The sequence below is a fragment of the Mesorhizobium sp. PAMC28654 genome (assembly GCF_020616515.1).
GTDB lineage: Bacteria > Pseudomonadota > Alphaproteobacteria > Rhizobiales > Rhizobiaceae > Mesorhizobium.
Genome location: NZ_CP085135.1, coordinates 1,199,746 through 1,217,167, shown reverse-complemented (window position 1 = coordinate 1,217,167; position 17,422 = coordinate 1,199,746). Strand labels below are relative to the sequence as shown.

Annotated in this window: 11 protein-coding genes and 1 pseudogene; 7 read left to right on the top strand and 5 right to left on the bottom strand. The window is 61.3% G+C overall.

All coding sequences use genetic code 11. The features are described from left to right. Positions 1 to 184: 184 nt before the first annotated feature. Together rpoB and rpoC are read left to right on the top strand one after the other, a co-directional pair. Positions 185 to 4,321 carry a DNA-directed RNA polymerase subunit beta gene (gene rpoB / locus LGH82_RS06180; RefSeq protein ID WP_227347691.1) on the top strand — a complete coding sequence of 1,379 codons (4,137 nt, stop codon included), beginning with the start codon at positions 185 to 187 and terminating at the stop codon, positions 4,319 to 4,321. A gap of 130 nt (positions 4,322 to 4,451) precedes the next feature. Further along, positions 4,452 to 8,648: a DNA-directed RNA polymerase subunit beta' gene (gene rpoC, locus LGH82_RS06175; protein ID WP_227347690.1), complete on the top strand. Its 4,197-nt coding sequence runs from the start codon at positions 4,452 to 4,454 to the stop codon at positions 8,646 to 8,648. Positions 8,649 to 8,753: 105 nt separating this feature from the next. On the opposite strand, the gene LGH82_RS06170 is transcribed toward rpoC, so the two are convergent. Beyond that, positions 8,754 to 8,966, bottom strand: coding sequence for a helix-turn-helix domain-containing protein (locus LGH82_RS06170; protein ID WP_227347689.1), 213 nt, complete (start codon positions 8,964 to 8,966; stop codon positions 8,754 to 8,756). Between the two features lie 10 nt (positions 8,967 to 8,976). After that, on the bottom strand, positions 8,977 to 9,555 hold the full coding sequence (locus LGH82_RS06165) for a DUF2975 domain-containing protein (protein ID WP_227347688.1): 579 nt from the start codon (positions 9,553 to 9,555) through the stop codon (positions 8,977 to 8,979). 95 nt (positions 9,556 to 9,650) lie between these two features. Here LGH82_RS06165 and LGH82_RS06160 point away from each other — a divergent pair, with 95 nt between their 5' ends. After that, positions 9,651 to 9,950: a hypothetical protein gene (locus tag LGH82_RS06160; RefSeq protein ID WP_227347687.1), complete on the top strand. Its 300-nt coding sequence runs from the start codon at positions 9,651 to 9,653 to the stop codon at positions 9,948 to 9,950. A 15-nt stretch (positions 9,951 to 9,965) separates the two neighbouring features. Then, positions 9,966 to 11,107 (top strand): annotated as a pseudogene (locus LGH82_RS06155) (IS3 family transposase); the annotation flags it as partial. 292 nt (positions 11,108 to 11,399) lie between these two features. On the opposite strand, the gene LGH82_RS06150 reads toward LGH82_RS06155, so the two are convergent. The 3 genes from LGH82_RS06150 to LGH82_RS06140 form a co-directional block, all read right to left on the bottom strand. Then, the gene (locus LGH82_RS06150) at positions 11,400 to 12,326 is read right to left on the bottom strand and encodes a Gfo/Idh/MocA family protein (protein ID WP_227347686.1); all 927 of its coding nucleotides are present in this window, start codon (positions 12,324 to 12,326) and stop codon (positions 11,400 to 11,402) included. A 76-nt stretch (positions 12,327 to 12,402) separates the two neighbouring features. Further along, complete coding sequence (locus LGH82_RS06145; RefSeq protein ID WP_227347685.1) at positions 12,403 to 13,515, bottom strand: PLP-dependent cysteine synthase family protein; 1,113 nt, start codon at positions 13,513 to 13,515, stop codon at positions 12,403 to 12,405. 84 nt (positions 13,516 to 13,599) lie between these two features. Next, entirely contained in the window at positions 13,600 to 13,881 is a 282-nt protein-coding gene (locus LGH82_RS06140; RefSeq protein ID WP_227347684.1) for a transcriptional regulator, read from the bottom strand. Positions 13,882 to 14,366: 485 nt separating this feature from the next. Between LGH82_RS06140 and rpsL the strand changes: the two genes are divergently transcribed. The 3 genes from rpsL to fusA are packed head-to-tail and all read left to right on the top strand — an operon-like array spanning position 14,367 to position 17,389. Continuing rightward, positions 14,367 to 14,738, top strand: coding sequence for a 30S ribosomal protein S12 (rpsL, locus tag LGH82_RS06135; RefSeq protein ID WP_006333356.1), 372 nt, complete (start codon positions 14,367 to 14,369; stop codon positions 14,736 to 14,738). Positions 14,739 to 14,798: 60 nt separating this feature from the next. After that, on the top strand, positions 14,799 to 15,269 hold the full coding sequence (gene rpsG / locus LGH82_RS06130) for a 30S ribosomal protein S7 (protein ID WP_008875664.1): 471 nt from the start codon (positions 14,799 to 14,801) through the stop codon (positions 15,267 to 15,269). Positions 15,270 to 15,298: 29 nt separating this feature from the next. After that, positions 15,299 to 17,389, top strand: coding sequence for an elongation factor G (gene fusA, locus LGH82_RS06125; protein WP_227347683.1), 2,091 nt, complete (start codon positions 15,299 to 15,301; stop codon positions 17,387 to 17,389). Positions 17,390 to 17,422 lie beyond the last annotated feature (33 nt).

Below are 17,422 nucleotides of genomic sequence, written 5' to 3'. Positions count from 1 at the left end.
GAGATCTACGAGAACCTCTTTCCTGAGGGCCGGAATTCGGTCTTCAGGAAACGGGTTTTCTCCCGTTTTGACCAGCCGCCGACAGGCGGCGGGTGAACAGACAAAAGGGTCGCCGCCCAGGTGGCCTAGAATGCAAGGCGAGCCGCGGCGAGGCTCGTCCCGAGAATTGAGCTAAGGAGCGACGATGGCCCAGACCCAGACTTTCAATGGCCGCAGACGCGTACGCAAGTTCTTCGGAAAGATCCCGGAAGTTGCGGAGATGCCGAACCTGATCGAGGTTCAGAAGGCATCTTATGACCAGTTCCTCATGGTGGCGGAGCCCAAGGGTGGGCGCCCGGACGAGGGACTTCAAGCTGTTTTCAAGTCCGTCTTCCCGATTCAGGACTTTTCCGGCTCCTCGATGCTGGAGTTCGTGAAGTACGAGTTTGAAGGACCGAAATTCGACGTTGACGAATGCCGTCAGCGCGACCTGACCTATGCCGCGCCGCTGAAGGTGACGCTGCGCCTCATCGTGTTCGATATCGACGAGGATACCGGCGCGAAGTCGATCAAGGACATCAAGGAGCAGGATGTCTACATGGGCGACATGCCGCTCATGACCCTGAACGGCACCTTCATCGTCAACGGCACCGAGCGCGTCATCGTCTCGCAGATGCACCGTTCGCCGGGCGTCTTCTTCGACCACGACAAGGGCAAGTCGCACTCCTCGGGCAAGCTTCTGTTTGCCGCGCGCGTCATTCCCTATCGCGGTTCGTGGCTCGACATCGAGTTCGATTCCAAGGACGTCGTGCACGCCCGCATCGATCGTCGCCGCAAGATTCCGGTGACGTCGCTGCTGATGGCACTCGGCATGGACGGCGAAGAGATCCTGTCGACCTTCTACAACAAGATCACCTACAAGCGCGCTGGCGACCATTGGCGCATTCCGTTCAACGTCGAGCGCTTCCGCGGTCTCAAGGCTGTCGGCGACCTCGTTGACGCCGATACCGGCGAAGTCGTTGTCGAAGCCGGCAAGAAGATCACCGCCCGCCAGGCGAGGGCGCTTGGCGAAAAGGGTCTTAAGGCGATCAAGGCGACCGACGAGGATCTGCTTGGCAACTACCTGGCCGAGGACATCGTCAACTACGGCACCGGCGAGATTTTCCTCGAGGCCGGCGACGAGATCGACGAGAAGACGCTGAAGGTTCTGCTCGGCACGGGCGAAGACGAGATCAAGGTTCTCGACATCGACCACGTCAATGTCGGCGCCTATATCCGCAACACGCTCAACGTCGACAAGAACGAGAGCCGCCAGGACGCGCTGTTCGATATCTATCGTGTCATGCGCCCCGGCGAGCCGCCGACGCTCGAGACCGCCGAAGCCATGTTCAACTCGCTGTTCTTCGACAGCGAGCGCTATGATCTGTCGGCTGTCGGCCGCGTCAAGATGAACATGCGCCTAGAGCTCAAGGCCGAGGATACCGTGCGCGTGCTGCGCAAGGACGACATCCTGGCCGTGGTCAGGACGCTGGTCGAACTGCGTGACGGCAAGGGCGAGATCGACGACATCGACAATCTCGGCAACCGCCGCGTGCGTTCGGTCGGCGAGCTGATGGAAAACCAGTACCGAGTCGGCCTGCTGCGCATGGAGCGCGCGATCAAGGAGCGTATGTCCTCGATCGAGATCGACACGGTGATGCCGCAGGACCTGATCAACGCCAAGCCGGCGGCCGCCGCCGTGCGCGAGTTCTTCGGTTCCTCGCAGCTGTCGCAGTTTATGGATCAGACCAACCCGCTGTCGGAGATCACCCACAAGCGTCGTCTCTCGGCGCTTGGACCGGGCGGTCTGACCCGCGAGCGTGCCGGCTTCGAAGTGCGCGACGTGCACCCGACGCATTACGGCCGCATCTGCCCGATTGAGACGCCGGAAGGCCCGAATATCGGTCTGATCAACTCGCTGGCGACCTTCGCGCGCGTCAACAAGTACGGCTTCATCGAGAGCCCGTACCGCAAGATCGTCGACGGCAAGCTGACCAATGACGTCGTCTATCTGTCGGCGATGGAAGAAGCCAAGCACCATGTCGCGCAGGCCAACGCCGAGCTCGACAAGAATGGCGGCTTCGTCGACGAATTCGTCATTTGCCGCAGTGCCGGCGAAGTGATGATGGCGCCGCGCGAAAACGTCGATCTGATGGACGTGTCGCCGAAGCAGATGGTGTCGGTGGCCGCGGCCCTGATCCCGTTCCTTGAGAACGACGACGCCAACCGCGCTCTGATGGGCTCGAACATGCAGCGTCAGGCCGTGCCGTTGGTGCGCGCCGAAGCGCCGTTCGTCGGCACCGGCATGGAGCCGATCGTCGCCCGTGACTCAGGCGCCGCCATCGGCGCTCGCCGCGGCGGCATCGTCGACCAGGTGGACGCGACGCGTATCGTTATCCGCGCGACGGAAGACCTCGATCCGGGCAAGTCCGGCGTCGATATCTACCGGCTGATGAAGTTCCAGCGTTCGAACCAGAACACCTGCATCAACCAGCGTCCGCTGGTTCGCATGGGTGACCGGGTCAACAAGGGCGACATCATCGCGGACGGTCCGTCGACGGAGCTCGGCGATCTGGCGCTCGGCCGCAACGTGCTGGTCGCGTTCATGCCGTGGAATGGCTACAACTACGAGGACTCGATCCTGCTCTCCGAGCGCATCGTCGCCGACGACGTCTTCACCTCGATCCATATCGAGGAGTTCGAGGTCATGGCGCGCGACACCAAGCTCGGACCGGAGGAAATCACCCGCGACATTCCGAACGTTTCGGAAGAAGCGCTGAAGAACCTCGACGAAGCCGGCATCGTCTATATCGGTGCCGAAGTTCAGCCGGGCGACATCCTGGTCGGCAAGATCACGCCGAAGGGCGAAAGCCCGATGACGCCGGAAGAGAAGCTTCTGCGCGCCATCTTCGGTGAAAAGGCTTCCGACGTGCGCGACACCTCGATGCGCATGCCTCCGGGCACTTTCGGCACGGTCGTCGAGGTGCGCGTGTTCAATCGCCACGGTGTGGAGAAGGACGAGCGCGCCATGGCGATCGAGCGCGAGGAGATCGAACGCCTCGCCAAGGACCGCGACGACGAGCAGGCGATCCTCGACCGCAACGTCTATTCGCGTCTTTCCGACGTTCTCGTTGGCAAGGAAGCGATTGCCGGACCGAAGGGCTTCAAGAAGGGCTCGACGCTGTCGAAGGACATGCTCGACGAGTATCCGCGTTCGCAGTGGTGGCAGTTTGCCGTAGAGAACGAAAAGCTCCAGAGCGAACTGGAAGCCCTGCGTGGCCAGTATGACGACTCCAAGAAGGCGCTCGAACAGCGTTTCATGGACAAGGTCGAGAAGGTGCAGCGCGGCGACGAGATGCCTCCAGGCGTCATGAAGATGGTCAAGGTCTTCGTGGCCGTGAAGCGCAAGATGCAGCCCGGCGACAAGATGGCCGGCCGTCACGGCAACAAGGGTGTCGTGTCGCGGATCGTTCCGGTCGAGGACATGCCGTTCCTCGAGGACGGCACGCATGCGGATATCGTGCTCAACCCGCTGGGTGTGCCGAGCCGCATGAATGTCGGCCAGATTCTGGAAACGCATCTGGGCTGGGCTTGCGCCGGCATGGGCAAGAAGATCGGCGAACTGATCGATGCGTACAAGGTGGCGGGCGACATCAAGCCGCTGCGCAAGACGCTCGAGAGCTTCATTCCGGCCAACGACCGCAACGAGCCGGTCCGCGACTATGACGACGAGAGCATTGTTCGCCTGAGCGAGCAGATGCGCCGCGGCGTCTCGATCGCGACACCGGTGTTCGACGGCGCGCATGAGGCTGACATCAACATCATGCTGGAGCAGGCGGGCCTGCACACCAGCGGTCAGTCGCAGCTCTATGATGGACGTACCGGCGAGCCTTTCGATCGCAAGGTGACGATGGGCTACATCTACATGCTCAAGCTCCACCACCTCGTGGATGACAAGATCCACGCGCGTTCGATCGGTCCGTACTCGCTCGTTACCCAGCAGCCGCTGGGCGGCAAGGCGCAGTTCGGTGGCCAGCGCTTCGGCGAGATGGAGGTCTGGGCGCTGGAAGCCTACGGCGCCGCCTACACGCTGCAGGAAATGCTGACGGTGAAGTCCGACGACGTTGCCGGCCGCACCAAGGTCTACGAGGCGATCGTCCGCGGCGACGACACGTTCGAGGCTGGCATCCCGGAGAGCTTCAACGTTCTGGTCAAGGAAATGCGGTCTCTCGGCCTCAATGTCGAATTGGAGAACACCAAGCTCGACGACAACCCGATCCGGCTGCCCGACGCGGCCGAGTAAGGCAACGGCGCGCCGCGGTAAGTCGCGGCGCGCCAATAAAATTCCTCGGCCGTTGGCCGACAAAAGACGGCGGGCGTTTGGCCCGCGCTAGATGCAAGGGGTTTTCGAGGACCCCGAAAAGGAGAACGGCATGAACCAAGAGGTCATGAATCTCTTCAACCCCCAGGCGCCTGCGCAGGTGTTCGATTCCATCCGGATTTCGCTCGCCAGCCCTGAGAAGATTCTGTCCTGGTCCTTCGGCGAGATCAAGAAGCCGGAGACCATCAACTATCGTACCTTCAAGCCGGAGCGCGACGGCCTTTTCTGCGCGCGCATTTTTGGCCCGATCAAGGACTATGAGTGCCTGTGCGGCAAGTACAAGCGCATGAAGTACAAGGGCGTCATCTGCGAGAAGTGCGGCGTCGAAGTCACGCTGTCGCGCGTTCGCCGCGAGCGCATGGGCCATATTGAGCTCGCAGCGCCCGTCGCCCATATCTGGTTCCTGAAGTCGCTGCCGTCGCGTATCGGCACGCTGCTCGACATGACGCTCAAGGATATCGAGCGCGTCCTCTACTTCGAGAACTACATCGTCACCGAGCCGGGCCTCACCGCGCTGAAGGAGCACCAGCTCCTCAGCGAGGAAGAGTACATGATCGCGGTCGACGAGTATGGCGAGGACTCGTTCACCGCCATGATCGGCGCCGAGGCCATCCACGACCTCCTGGCCGGCATGGATCTCGAGAAGATCGCCGGCGACCTGCGTTCGGAACTGGCCTCGACCACTTCCGAGCTCAAGCAGAAGAAGTATCTGAAGCGGCTCAAGGTCGTCGAGAACTTCATGGAATCCGGCAACCGTCCGGAATGGATGATCATGAAGGTGGTTCCGGTGATCCCGCCGGACCTGCGCCCGCTCGTCCCGCTGGACGGCGGTCGTTTCGCCACGTCCGACCTGAACGACCTCTATCGTCGCGTCATCAACCGCAACAACCGTCTTAAGCGGCTGATCGAGCTGCGCGCTCCCGGCATCATCGTGCGCAATGAAAAGCGCATGCTGCAGGAAGCCGTCGATGCGCTGTTCGACAATGGTCGTCGCGGCCGCGTCATCACCGGCGCCAACAAGCGTCCGCTGAAGTCGCTGTCCGACATGCTCAAGGGCAAGCAGGGCCGGTTCCGTCAGAACCTGCTCGGCAAGCGCGTCGACTATTCCGGCCGCTCGGTCATCGTGACCGGTCCGGAGCTCAAGCTGCACCAGTGCGGCCTGCCGAAGAAGATGGCGCTCGAGCTGTTCAAGCCCTTCATCTACGCCCGTCTCGACGCCAAGGGTTATTCCTCGACCGTCAAGCAGGCGAAGAAGCTGGTCGAGAAGGAGCGTCCGGAAGTCTGGGATATCCTCGACGAGGTTATCCGCGAGCATCCGGTGCTGCTCAACCGCGCGCCGACGCTGCACCGCCTCGGCATCCAGGCGTTCGAGCCGATCCTGATCGAAGGCAAGGCGATCCAGCTGCATCCGCTGGTCTGCACGGCCTTCAACGCCGACTTCGACGGTGACCAGATGGCTGTTCACGTGCCGCTGTCGCTGGAAGCACAGCTTGAAGCCCGCGTGCTGATGATGTCGACCAACAACATCCTGCACCCGGCTTCCGGCGCGCCGATCATTGTGCCGTCGCAGGACATGGTTCTCGGTCTCTACTACCTCTCGATCGTCAACCAGAACGAGCCGGGCGAGGGCATGGTGTTTGCCGACATGGGCGAACTCCAGCACGCGCTTGAGACCAAGGCGGTCACGCTGCACTCCAAGATCAGGGGTCGCTTCCGCACGGTCGACGCCGAAGGCAAGGTTGTGTCGAAGATCCATGACACCACGCCTGGCCGCATGATCATCGGCGAGCTTCTGCCGAAGAACGTCAATGTGCCGTACGATACCGCAAACCAGGAGATGACCAAGAAGAACATCTCCAAGATGATCGACACCGTCTACCGCCATTGCGGTCAGAAGGAGACGGTTATCTTCTGCGATCGCATCATGGCTCTCGGCTTCAGCCATGCCTGCCGCGCCGGCATTTCGTTCGGCAAGGACGACATGCTGATCCCGGATGCCAAGATCAAGCTGGTCTCCGACACCGAGGCTTTGGCCAAGGAATACGAGCAGCAGTACAATGACGGCCTGATCACGCAGGGCGAGAAGTACAACAAGGTCGTCGACGCCTGGGCCAAGTGCTCGGAAAAGGTCGCCGACGAAATGATGGCCCGTATCAAGGCCGTAGAGTTCGAGGACAATGGCCGTCAGAAGCCGATGAACTCGATCTACATGATGTCGCACTCCGGTGCGCGTGGCTCGCCCACGCAGATGCGTCAGCTCGCCGGCATGCGCGGCCTGATGGCCAAGCCGTCGGGTGAAATCATCGAGACGCCGATCATCTCGAACTTCAAGGAAGGCCTCACCGTGCTCGAGTACTTCAACTCGACCCACGGCGCCCGCAAGGGTCTGGCCGACACCGCCTTGAAGACGGCGAACTCGGGCTACCTCACCCGCCGTCTGGTCGACGTGGCGCAGGACTGCATCGTCAACTCCGTCGACTGCGGCACCGACAAGGGCCTCACCATGCAGCCGATCGTCGATGCCGGTCAGGTCGTCGCTTCGGTTGGCCAGCGCGTGCTGGGCCGTACGTCGCTCGACGACATCACCCATCCGGTGTCGGGCGAGATTCTGGTCAAGTCCGGAACGCTGATGGACGAGCGTGACGTGGAAAAGATCGAAAAGGCCGGCGTGCAGTCGGTCCGCATTCGCTCGGCGCTGACTTGCGAAGTCAGGGTTGGCGTCTGCGCGGTCTGCTACGGACGCGATCTGGCCCGCGGTACCCCGGTCAACCAGGGCGAAGCTGTCGGTGTCATCGCGGCGCAGTCGATCGGCGAGCCGGGCACCCAGCTCACCATGCGTACCTTCCACATGGGCGGCACGGCGCAGGTGGTGGATAGTTCGTTCCTTGAAGCCTCGTATGAGGGCAAGGTCGAGATCCGCAACCGCAACGTGGTGCGCAACTCGGACGGCCAGCAGATGGTCATGGGCCGCAACATGGCGGTGCTGATCCTCGACGAAGCCGGCAAGGAGCGCGCCTCGCACCGCCTCACCTATGGTTCGCGCATCTTCGTTGATGATGGCGACAAGGTGAAGCGTGGCCAGCGTGTCGCCGAGTGGGATCCCTATACCCGCCCGGTCCTCACCGAAATCGAGGGCAGAGTGTCGTACGAGGATCTGGTCGACGGCATTTCCGTTCAGGAAACGGCCGACGAGTCGACCGGCATCACCAAGCGTGAGGTCATCGACTGGCGCTCGACGCCACGCGGCAACGACCTCAAGCCGGCGATCGCAATCCAGGACTCGAAGGGCAAGGTCGGAAAACTGTCGAAGGGCGGCGACGCCCGCTTCCTGCTCTCGGTCGAGGCCATTCTTTCGGTCGAGCCGGGCTCACAGGTTCGCCCCGGCGACGTGCTGGCGCGTATCCCGATGGAAAGCGCCAAGACCAAGGACATCACCGGCGGTCTGCCGCGTGTTGCCGAACTGTTCGAGGCACGTCGTCCGAAGGATCACGCCATCATCGCCGAGATCGATGGAACGATCCGTTTCGGCCGCGACTACAAGAACAAGCGCCGCATCATCATCGAGCCGCATGACTCGACGCTTGAGCCGGTCGAATACCTGATCCCGAAGGGCAAGCCGTTCCATCTCCAGGACGGCGACGTCATCGAGAAGGGCGACTACATCCTCGACGGCAATCCTGCGCCGCATGACATCCTGGCGATCAAGGGCGTGGAGGCGCTTGCGTCCTACCTCGTCAACGAGATCCAGGAAGTCTACCGACTGCAGGGCGTGCAGATCAACGACAAGCACATCGAGGTGATCGTTCGCCAGATGCTGCAGAAGGTCGAGATCACGGTGCAGGGCGACTCGACCTACATCCCGGGCGACCACGTCGACGTGATCGAACTGGAAGAGGTCAACGAGCGTCTGGTCGAGGACGGCAAGAAGCCGGCCGAAGGCCTGCCTGTGCTCTTGGGCATCACCAAGGCTTCGCTGCAGACCCCGTCCTTCATCTCGGCCGCCTCCTTCCAGGAGACGACCAGGGTGCTGACCGAAGCGGCGGTTGCCGGCAAGACCGACATGCTGCAGGGTCTGAAGGAAAACGTCATCGTCGGCCGGCTTATCCCGGCCGGTACCGGCGGCACGATGAGCCAGATCCGGCGCATCGCCACCGCGCGCGACGAATTGATCATCGACGAACGCCGCAAGGCGTCTGGCGTTGAGATCGCGGAGCCGATGCTGGCTGATATGACTACCGCCGCGCAGTAAGCGCGGCGCCAGAACAAAAGATAAAGCGGTCGTTTCCGTGAAACGACCGCTTTGGAATCTCAGGCAACGAGGCCGTCGGGGCAACCCGGCGGCTTTTTTGTTGGGTTATTCCGGCAGTTTCTCGAACCGAAGCAGATCGCCCGGCTCGCAGCCAAGATACTCGCAGATACGCTCCAGCGTATCGAACCGGATGCCCTTGACCTTTCCCTGTTTGAGCAGGGAAAGATTGGCCTCGGTAATGCCGACATATTCGGCCAGATCCTTCGACTTCACATTTCGTTCGGCGAGGACGACGTTGAGCCTGACCCTTATGGGCATGAGCGGATCCTCAAATGAACTGCGCGTTTTCTTCAGCGAGCGCCGATGCCTCGGCCATCACCCAGGCGATCACCGCGATGATCCCGGCGGCCAACAGGGCAAGCACCGTGTCGCTGCCGAAGCCAAGCGCCAGGCGATGCTGGCCGGTGGGCGCATCTGAACTCAGGAGAACAGAGAGCGCCGCCGCCGAGAATGGTTTCAGCAACGCGGATGCAAGCAGACCGAGGGCGAAGTATCGCAGACCCTGCACAGCATCCTGACCAAAGAAGTTCCCGGCCGCGAAGGCGCCGAAGCATCGCCTGGCGGACATGAGCGCCAGGATCAGGCACGCAAGCGGCACGAACGAGATCGCAAACCCAGCGGCTCTTCCGCCCGCACCCAGATCCGTCAGCCATTCCCGGGGAATTTGCGCGTCCGCCGCGATCGAGGCCGTGGATGCCGAGAACCAATAGAAGAGAAGGCCGACTGTCAGCAGGGCTGACAGAAGAATACAGCCCCGCGCCAGTGTGAGGCTGAAAACCCGGATGCGGTTCAACCTCGCCTGGCGAATGGGATCGGCGGTCGGAGCCATCACGACAGAGTCGGCCATTGGAAACCTTTTTCGAAAGAAATTATTGTTTTACAATAATTAATTTATGCGTAATAATGCCTCTCGTCAAGATGACATTGCAACAGGAGAATTAGATGCCTTCCTTTGATCGCAAGATTGCCCTTGCCGCGATCGGCGCCGTGGCCGCGTCCATGCTGCCTTTTACCGCCGCCGCTGTTCCATCAACCGCGAAAGGTCAGGTCTCGGTGGGACAGGTGATGGAGATGATCGCCAGGGCCGACTCAAGCCCGATAGCGAAGCAAACACTGGTTGCCTATGTCGCCGGCGTCGGCGAAGCGGCTGGTGTGATCGTCGATACAATCGGCAATCGTGGCTCACATATCGTTTCGTGCAAGAATGGACTTGCCCCGAAAAAGTGGAGAGTTTCCTTCTGATGAAAGGCGACCTCGATGACGAAACAGAGACAGTTTACGGATGCGTTCAAGGCGGAGGCGGTTGGCCTTGTGCGAACGAGCGGTCGGACGAAGCGGCAGATCGCGGAGGATCTTGGTGTTGGTTTCTCGACGCTGACGCGATGGATGGGTCGGCAGCTGGATCGTGAGATGGGCGATCCTGGGCGTCCGCCTGATGCTGATGTCGCCGCTGAATTGAAACGGCTGCGGCGGGAGAATGAAATCCTTCGGCAGGAGCGGGATATCTTGAAACGGGCGACGGCTTTTTTCGTCAAGGAGGGAAGTCGGTGAGGTTCGCGCTCATCGACCGGGCGAAGAAGGATTTCCCTGTGGACCGTTTGTGCGCGACGCTGGGTGTCAGCCCGAGCGGCTACTTTGCCTGGGGGCGCCGGCCGGCGTGCCGCCGGCAGCGCGACGACATGATAATGCTGGCGCATGTGCGATCGTCGTTCGCGCTGTCGAACGGAACCTATGGTAGCCCGCGCATGACGCGGGAACTGCAAGACAATGGCTTTGCCATTGGCCGGCGACGAACGGCGCGTCTGATGCGGGAGAATGGCCTCCAGGCAAGACAGAAGCGGCGGTTCAAGCGCACGACGGACAGCGAACACGCCTTTCCGGTTGCCCCCAATGTCATCGACCAGGATTTTGCCGCCACTGGTCCCAACCAGAAATGGGGTGCCGACATCTCCTACATCTGGACGCGGGAGGGCTGGTTGTACCTTGCTGTCGTCATCGATCTGTTTGCCCGCAAGGTCGTTGGCTGGGCTGCTGGCAACCGGCTACACCGCAGCCTGGCTCTGGCAGCGCTCAACAAGGCGTTCGTCATGCGGCAGCCGGAACCCGGCCTCATTCACCACTCCGACCGCGGCAGCCAATATTGTTCTTCTATCGACTACCAAGCCGAATTGCGTGCCGCCGGCGTCATCATCTCAATGTCAGGCAAGGGCAATTGCTTTGATAACGCCATGGTCGAAACATTCTTCAAGACGCTGAAAACTGAACTGATCTGGCGCACCTCTTTCCTTACCCGCGCCGATGCCCAAGCCGCCATTGCCCGATATATCGACGGCTTCTACAATCCCATCCGGCGGCATTCCGCGCTCGACTACATCAGCCCGATGCAGTTCGAGCGAACGCCGCCGAATGAGCAACCCGCTCTCCACTTTACCGAAGCAAGTCCAGAACGCGTTCAGGCTGGATACTGGGTCCGTGCGCGCCGCCCTTGAAACGGGCGCTCCCCGCCAGAGCAGTTGGTCCGAAACGCCGGCAACGCCGTTGATCGTCGCCGATATGGTCAAGCGGGCCGGTTGCCGGATCAAGGATTGAAGCAGCCGATCCGCCGGACCTTGGTCGCGCGATAGCTCTGCCGCATGACCATCCAATCGCGAGCGCACGACGCATGCGGCGCTCGACCGGTACTACAGCGGCCTAGTCGTGAAACGCCTCGACCACATTGCGCTTGCCGAGCATGAAAGCGTCGGCGACATGCTGGAGCGGAGCGAGATCGACATCAGAGATGCCGGCGCGCACGATTTCGGCAAAACGCCCATAAAGCATCGGATATTCCGCCTCCGGTTCGTCATGGACCACGCGGCCGTCGACGATAAGCTTCGAGCCGCCGCCGGAAAGCACCGTTGCGCCCTTGTCGGTATCGGCCAGGATGTCCCAGCTTTGCGGGCCGGTCTGCAGCCAGTCGAGTTCCATGGTCACCGGCAATCCGTTCGAGGTGCGGAAGGTGACGTGCGCCGCGACCGGTGCGGCGCGATTCTCTGGAAAGTCGAGGACCGCCGAGGTGATGAACATTGCCGGCAGGATATAGGTCGCGATCGACAGCGCGTTGATGCCAGGATCGAAGACGCCGAAGCCGCCGGGTTGCCAGATCCAGTCCTGGTTGGGATGCCAGCGGCGCACATCTTCCTTCCAGTTGATGGCGGCTGACTTGATCCTGGTCGAGCCCAGGAAGGCGCGCGCGGCTTCGACCGCCGGCGCATAGCGCGAATGCCAGCTGGCGAACAATGACACTCCGTTTGCGGCCGCCAGCGTTTTCAGGTCCTCGACCTCGCTGACCGTCGCGCCAGGCGGCTTTTCCAGGAAGACATGCTTCTTCGCCAGCAGGGCTGTCCGCGCGGCATCATAGCGGAACTGAGGCGGCATGCAGAGTGAAACGGCTTCGAGTTCCGGCGCCGCGTCGAGCATGGCTTCGATGGTTGGGAAGTTCGGGATGCCGTCGACCTTGCCGTGCCGGCTGGCGGCGGCAACGAGACGGTAGTTCGGGTCTTTTGCCAAAGCCGGAAGATGCTGGTCGCGCACGATCTTGCCGACGCCGACGATGCCTATTTTGATGGGCTGGGACACGGGGACTCCGTCTGATGAATTGCCGGGATTTCTTAGCAGAACACCCGCCCCGGACAAGCGGCAGGCTTGCTGTATCTCAGCCCCAGCTTTCCTCGAATTGCAGCGTCAGCCTTTCGCCCGCCAGAAAGGACTCGATCGCCGGTTCGAAAGGCAAGGGATCAAGGCCGTGCGCCTTCAGCCATTCGTCGGAATAATAAGTGTTGGCATAGCGCTCGCCAGAATCGCAGATCAGCGTCACCAGCGAGCCGGCCTCGCCAAGGTCGATCATGCGCGCCGCCTGGAAGCACATGGCAATGAAATTTGTGCCGGTCGATCCGCCAACACGGCGACCAAGACGGCGCGACAGGACCCGCATCGCCGCAAGCGACACCGCGTCGGGCACCCGCAGCATATGATCGATGACGCCGGGCACGAAGGATGGCTCGACGCGGGGCCGGCCGATGCCTTCTATCCGCGAGGGTTGCTCGCAGCGGCAGTTGGCGTCCCGAGTTGAAAAACCGTCGAAGAAGGCGGAGCGTTCGACATCGGCGACCGACAGCCGCGTCGCGTGCCGCTTGTAGCGAATGTAGCGGCCGATTGTTGCCGTGGTGCCGCCGGTGCCGGCGCTCATCACGACCCAGGCCGGGATTGGATGCGGCTCCTCGCGCATCTGCCCGAAAATGGATTCGGCGATGTTGTTGTTGCCGCGCCAGTCGGTCGCGCGCTCGGCATGGGTGAATTGGTCCATGAAGTGGCCGCCGAGCCTGGCGGCAAGTTCGGCGGATTCGGCGTAGATGCGCCGGCCGTCGTCGATGAAGTGGCAATTGCCGCCGTGATGCTCGATCGCCGCGATTTTTTCGGGCGAGGTTGAGCGCGGCATGACAGCGTAGAACGGCACGCCGATCATGCGGGCGAAATAGGCTTCCGACACGGCGGTCGAGCCGGACGACGCTTCCACCACCGCCGCGTTCTCGCGAACATGTCCATTACACAATGCGTAGAGGAAGAGAGATCGCGCGAGTCGGTGCTTGAGGCTGCCCGTGGGATGAGTCGATTCGTCCTTGAGGTAGAAGTCGATGCCGGCCAGTGCCGGCAGGTCCAACTTCCACAAATGGGTGTCGGCCGAACGGTGCTGGTCAGCCTCGATCGCGGCAACCGCCCGGTCGGCCCAGGCGCGAGATTCGGGGTTCGTCGTTCTCGAGTTGACCATGATGCCTCCGATTGCCCGATTCAGATCGGCCACATTCCAGATTAGCCCGATTCCAGATTGGCCCGACTTTAGATTGGCCCGACTTCAGAGTGGAACGTCAAAGGTAACGATCGACACTTCGCCTTCGAGCGCGCCCTGGAAAGCCGACAAATGCGGCTCGTCATCCGGCTCGCCGTCCATATCGCCGATCTGGTCGAGCTCCGCCTCGGCATAGCCTTCCGCCGCCAGCGATTCGAGTGCCCTGCGCACCGCCGAATCGTCATCGGGTGCGACGAGCATGACGTGGACACCTTCCGGCTTGCCGCCTTTGCGCTTCCATGCCCGGCCGGTGATTATGGTGACCGGGCGCTCCTCATTGTCGTTCACGGGCTGATTCCTCGGTTTTTCGAAAAAGACTGGGCGGGCGAGGGGATTTGGGCTGCTCCTGCGGCCTTTTCGCATGAAGCATGGCTTTGCAACAGTCGAAAGCCGGTCACTTTCTTCCTCCTGCTTGCAAAATGGCGAAAGAAAATTACATGCGCCTTATGCATGGCTGCCACGCCACGGGTTGAGCGCAATATTTGGCGCTCCGGGGTTGACGGTTAGCGGTGTTGCGGGTAGAAGCCGGCCAGTCAGAACCGATGTGAGGCTCTCCCGTCCGAAGCGACACGCTTTGGAGTTTGCCTCAAACAGGGTTCACTTTACGAGCGAAAAGACATTTCCGGCGCGCATGAAGCGGTTTCCGCTTCCTCTGCCAATTGTTCGGGCAAGACCGCGAGGCGCGGTTTATGGCCCGAATTTGCGTATGGAATTGACGCTTTGAGCGGCCCTGACTGGGCATGAGACACGGAATTGAGAGACAAGAGGGTTTAATGCCTACCGTCAACCAGCTGATCCGCAAGCCGCGCATTGCGCCGGTGAAGCGCAACAAGGTCCCGGCCATGCAGCAGAACCCGCAGAAGCGGGGCGTCTGCACGCGCGTCTACACCACGACGCCGAAGAAGCCGAACTCGGCGCTTCGCAAGGTGGCCAAGATCCGCCTGACCAATGGTTTTGAAGTGATCGGTTACATCCCCGGCGAAGGTCACAACCTTCAGGAGCACTCCGTGGTGATGATCCGTGGCGGCCGCGTGAAGGATCTTCCTGGAGTTCGCTACCACATCATTCGCGGTGTGCTCGACACGCAGGGCGTGAAGAACCGCAAGCAGCGCCGTTCGAAGTACGGCGCCAAGCGTCCGAAGTAAGATTTTCCGGCCTTCGCGCTTTTTCCCTGCGCAAGGCTACGAGATTGAGAGACAAGAACCATGTCCCGTCGTCACAGTGCAGAAAAGCGTGAGATCAATCCGGACCCGAAGTTCGGTGATCTGATCGTTACCAAGTTCATGAATGCCGTCATGTATGATGGTAAGAAGTCGGTTGCCGAGACCATCGTCTATGGCGCTCTCGACCAGGTTCAGTCCAAGACCAAGCAGGAGCCGGTAACGGTCTTCCATCAGGCGCTCGACAATGTCGCGCCGCATGTGGAAGTGCGTTCGCGCCGTGTTGGTGGTGCGACCTACCAGGTTCCGGTCGATGTGCGTCCCGAGCGTCGTCAGGCATTGGCCATCCGTTGGCTGATCGCTGCCGCTCGCAATCGCAACGAGACCACCATGGTCGATCGCCTCTCCGGCGAGCTGATGGATGCGGCCAACAACCGCGGCACGGCCGTCAAGAAGCGTGAAGACACCCACAAGATGGCTGAAGCCAACCGCGCTTTCGCGCACTACCGCTGGTAAAGCGCGAACGAGACTGAGAGGCAGCTACGATGGCCCGCGAATACAAGATCGAAGACTACCGCAATTTCGGTATCATGGCGCATATTGACGCCGGCAAGACGACGACCACCGAGCGCGTCCTCTATTACACGGGCAAGTCGCACAAGATCGGCGAAGTGCACGACGGCGCTGCCACCATGGATTGGATGGAGCAGGAGCAGGAACGCGGCATCACGATCACGTCCGCCGCGACCACGACCTTCTGGAAGGGTCGCAGCGGCAAGATGTACCGCTTCAACATCATAGACACTCCCGGCCACGTCGACTTCACCATCGAAGTCGAGCGTTCGCTTCGCGTTCTCGACGGTGCTATCGCGCTTCTCGATGCCAATGCCGGCGTTGAGCCGCAGACGGAAACCGTCTGGCGTCAGGCTGACAAGTACCGCGTTCCGCGCATGATCTTCTGCAACAAGATGGACAAGATCGGCGCAGACTTTTACCGCTCGGTCGAGATGATCGGTTCGCGCCTTGGTGCCCATGCCGTCGTCATGCAGCTGCCGATCGGTGCTGAGACCGAGTTCAAGGGTATTGTCGACCTCGTCGAGATGAACGCGCTGGTCTGGCGCGATGAGTCGCTGGGTGCTGCGTGGGATGTCGTCGAGATCCCGGAAGACCTGAAGGCTCGTGCGGTGGAATACCGCGAGAAGATGATCGAAGCCGCCGTCGAAATGGACGAGACCGCGCTCGAGAACTATCTCGAAGGCAAGATGCCGTCCAATGACGAGATCCGCGCGCTGATCCGCAAGGGTACCATCGCGGTGAAGTTCTACCCGATGTTCTGCGGCTCGGCCTTCAAGAACAAGGGCGTTCAGCCGCTTCTCGACGCCGTCGTCGAGTATCTGCCGTCGCCGGCCGATGTTCCCGCCATCAAGGGCGTCGACGCCAAGACCGATGCCGAGATCGAGCGTCATGCCGACGATAGCGAGCCGCTGTCGATGCTGGCCTTCAAGATCATGAATGACCCGTTCGTCGGTTCGCTCACCTTTGCCCGCATCTATTCGGGCAAGCTGACCAAGGGCATCTCGGTCGACAATACCGTGAAGGGCAAGAAGGAGCGCATCGGCCGCATGCTGCAGATGCATGCGAACTCGCGCGCTGACGTCGAAGAAGCTTTTGCTGGCGACATCGTTGCCCTGGCCGGTCTCAAGGACACGACCACTGGTGACACGCTCAGTGATCCGCTGCATCCGGTCATCCTGGAGCGCATGGAATTCCCCGATCCGGTCATCCAGATCGCCATCGAGCCGAAGACCAAGAACGACCAGGAAAAGATGGGCCTCGCCCTTCACCGCCTGGCTGCGGAGGATCCGTCCTTCCGCGTCAAGACCGATGAGGAATCCGGCCAGACCATCATTTCCGGCATGGGCGAACTCCACCTCGACATCATCGTCGACCGCATGCGTCGCGAGTTCAAGGTCGAGGCCAATGTCGGCGCTCCGCAGGTTGCTTATCGCGAGACGATCACCCGCAAGCACGAGCAGGACTATACGCACAAGAAGCAGACCGGTGGCACCGGCCAGTTTGCCCGCGTCAAGATCGTCTTCGAGCCGAACCCGGAAAGCAGCGAGTTCCAGTTCGAGACCAAGATTGTCGGCGGCGCCGTGCCGAAGGAATACATCCCCGGTGTCGAAAAGGGCATCAACAGCGTCATGACGTCCGGCCCGTTCGCCGGGTTCCCGATGATCGGCGTCAAGGCGACGCTCATCGACGGCGCTTACCACGATGTGGACTCCAGCGTTCTGGCCTTCGAAATCGCCGGCCGCGCTTGCTTCCGCGAAGCTGCTCCCAAGCTTGGCGTGCAGTTGCTCGAGCCGATCATGAAGGTCGAGGTTGTTACGCCGGAAGATTACGTCGGCAGCGTCATTGGTGACCTGAACGGTCGCCGCGGCCAGATCCAGGGCCAGGAAGCACGTGGTGTCGCGGTGGTTATCAACGCGATGGTGCCGCTCGCCAACATGTTTAAGTACGTCGACAACCTGCGCTCGATGAGCCAGGGCCGCGCGGCTTACACGATGCAGTTCGATCACTACGAGCCGGTCCCGACCGCCGTGGCGACGGAAGTTCAGAAGAAATACGCGTAACTCGAGAGAGTTGCACCATTAACTTAATTCAAG

What these genes read in the sequence shown, in the direction of transcription:
- rpoC (WP_227347690.1), top strand. Translation starts at nt 4,452, where the DNA reads ATGAACCAAGAGGTCATGAATCTCTTCAACCCCCAGGCGCCTGCGCAG.
- fusA (WP_227347683.1), top strand. Translation starts at nt 15,299, where the DNA reads ATGGCCCGCGAATACAAGATCGAAGACTACCGCAATTTCGGTATCATG.
- rpoB (WP_227347691.1), top strand. Translation starts at nt 185, where the DNA reads ATGGCCCAGACCCAGACTTTCAATGGCCGCAGACGCGTACGCAAGTTC.
- LGH82_RS06165 (WP_227347688.1), bottom strand. Translation starts at nt 9,555, where the DNA reads ATGGCCGACTCTGTCGTGATGGCTCCGACCGCCGATCCCATTCGCCAG.
- rpsG (WP_008875664.1), top strand. Translation starts at nt 14,799, where the DNA reads ATGTCCCGTCGTCACAGTGCAGAAAAGCGTGAGATCAATCCGGACCCG.
- LGH82_RS06145 (WP_227347685.1), bottom strand. Translation starts at nt 13,515, where the DNA reads ATGGTCAACTCGAGAACGACGAACCCCGAATCTCGCGCCTGGGCCGAC.
- LGH82_RS06160 (WP_227347687.1), top strand. Translation starts at nt 9,651, where the DNA reads ATGCCTTCCTTTGATCGCAAGATTGCCCTTGCCGCGATCGGCGCCGTG.
- LGH82_RS06170 (WP_227347689.1), bottom strand. Translation starts at nt 8,966, where the DNA reads ATGCCCATAAGGGTCAGGCTCAACGTCGTCCTCGCCGAACGAAATGTG.
- rpsL (WP_006333356.1), top strand. Translation starts at nt 14,367, where the DNA reads ATGCCTACCGTCAACCAGCTGATCCGCAAGCCGCGCATTGCGCCGGTG.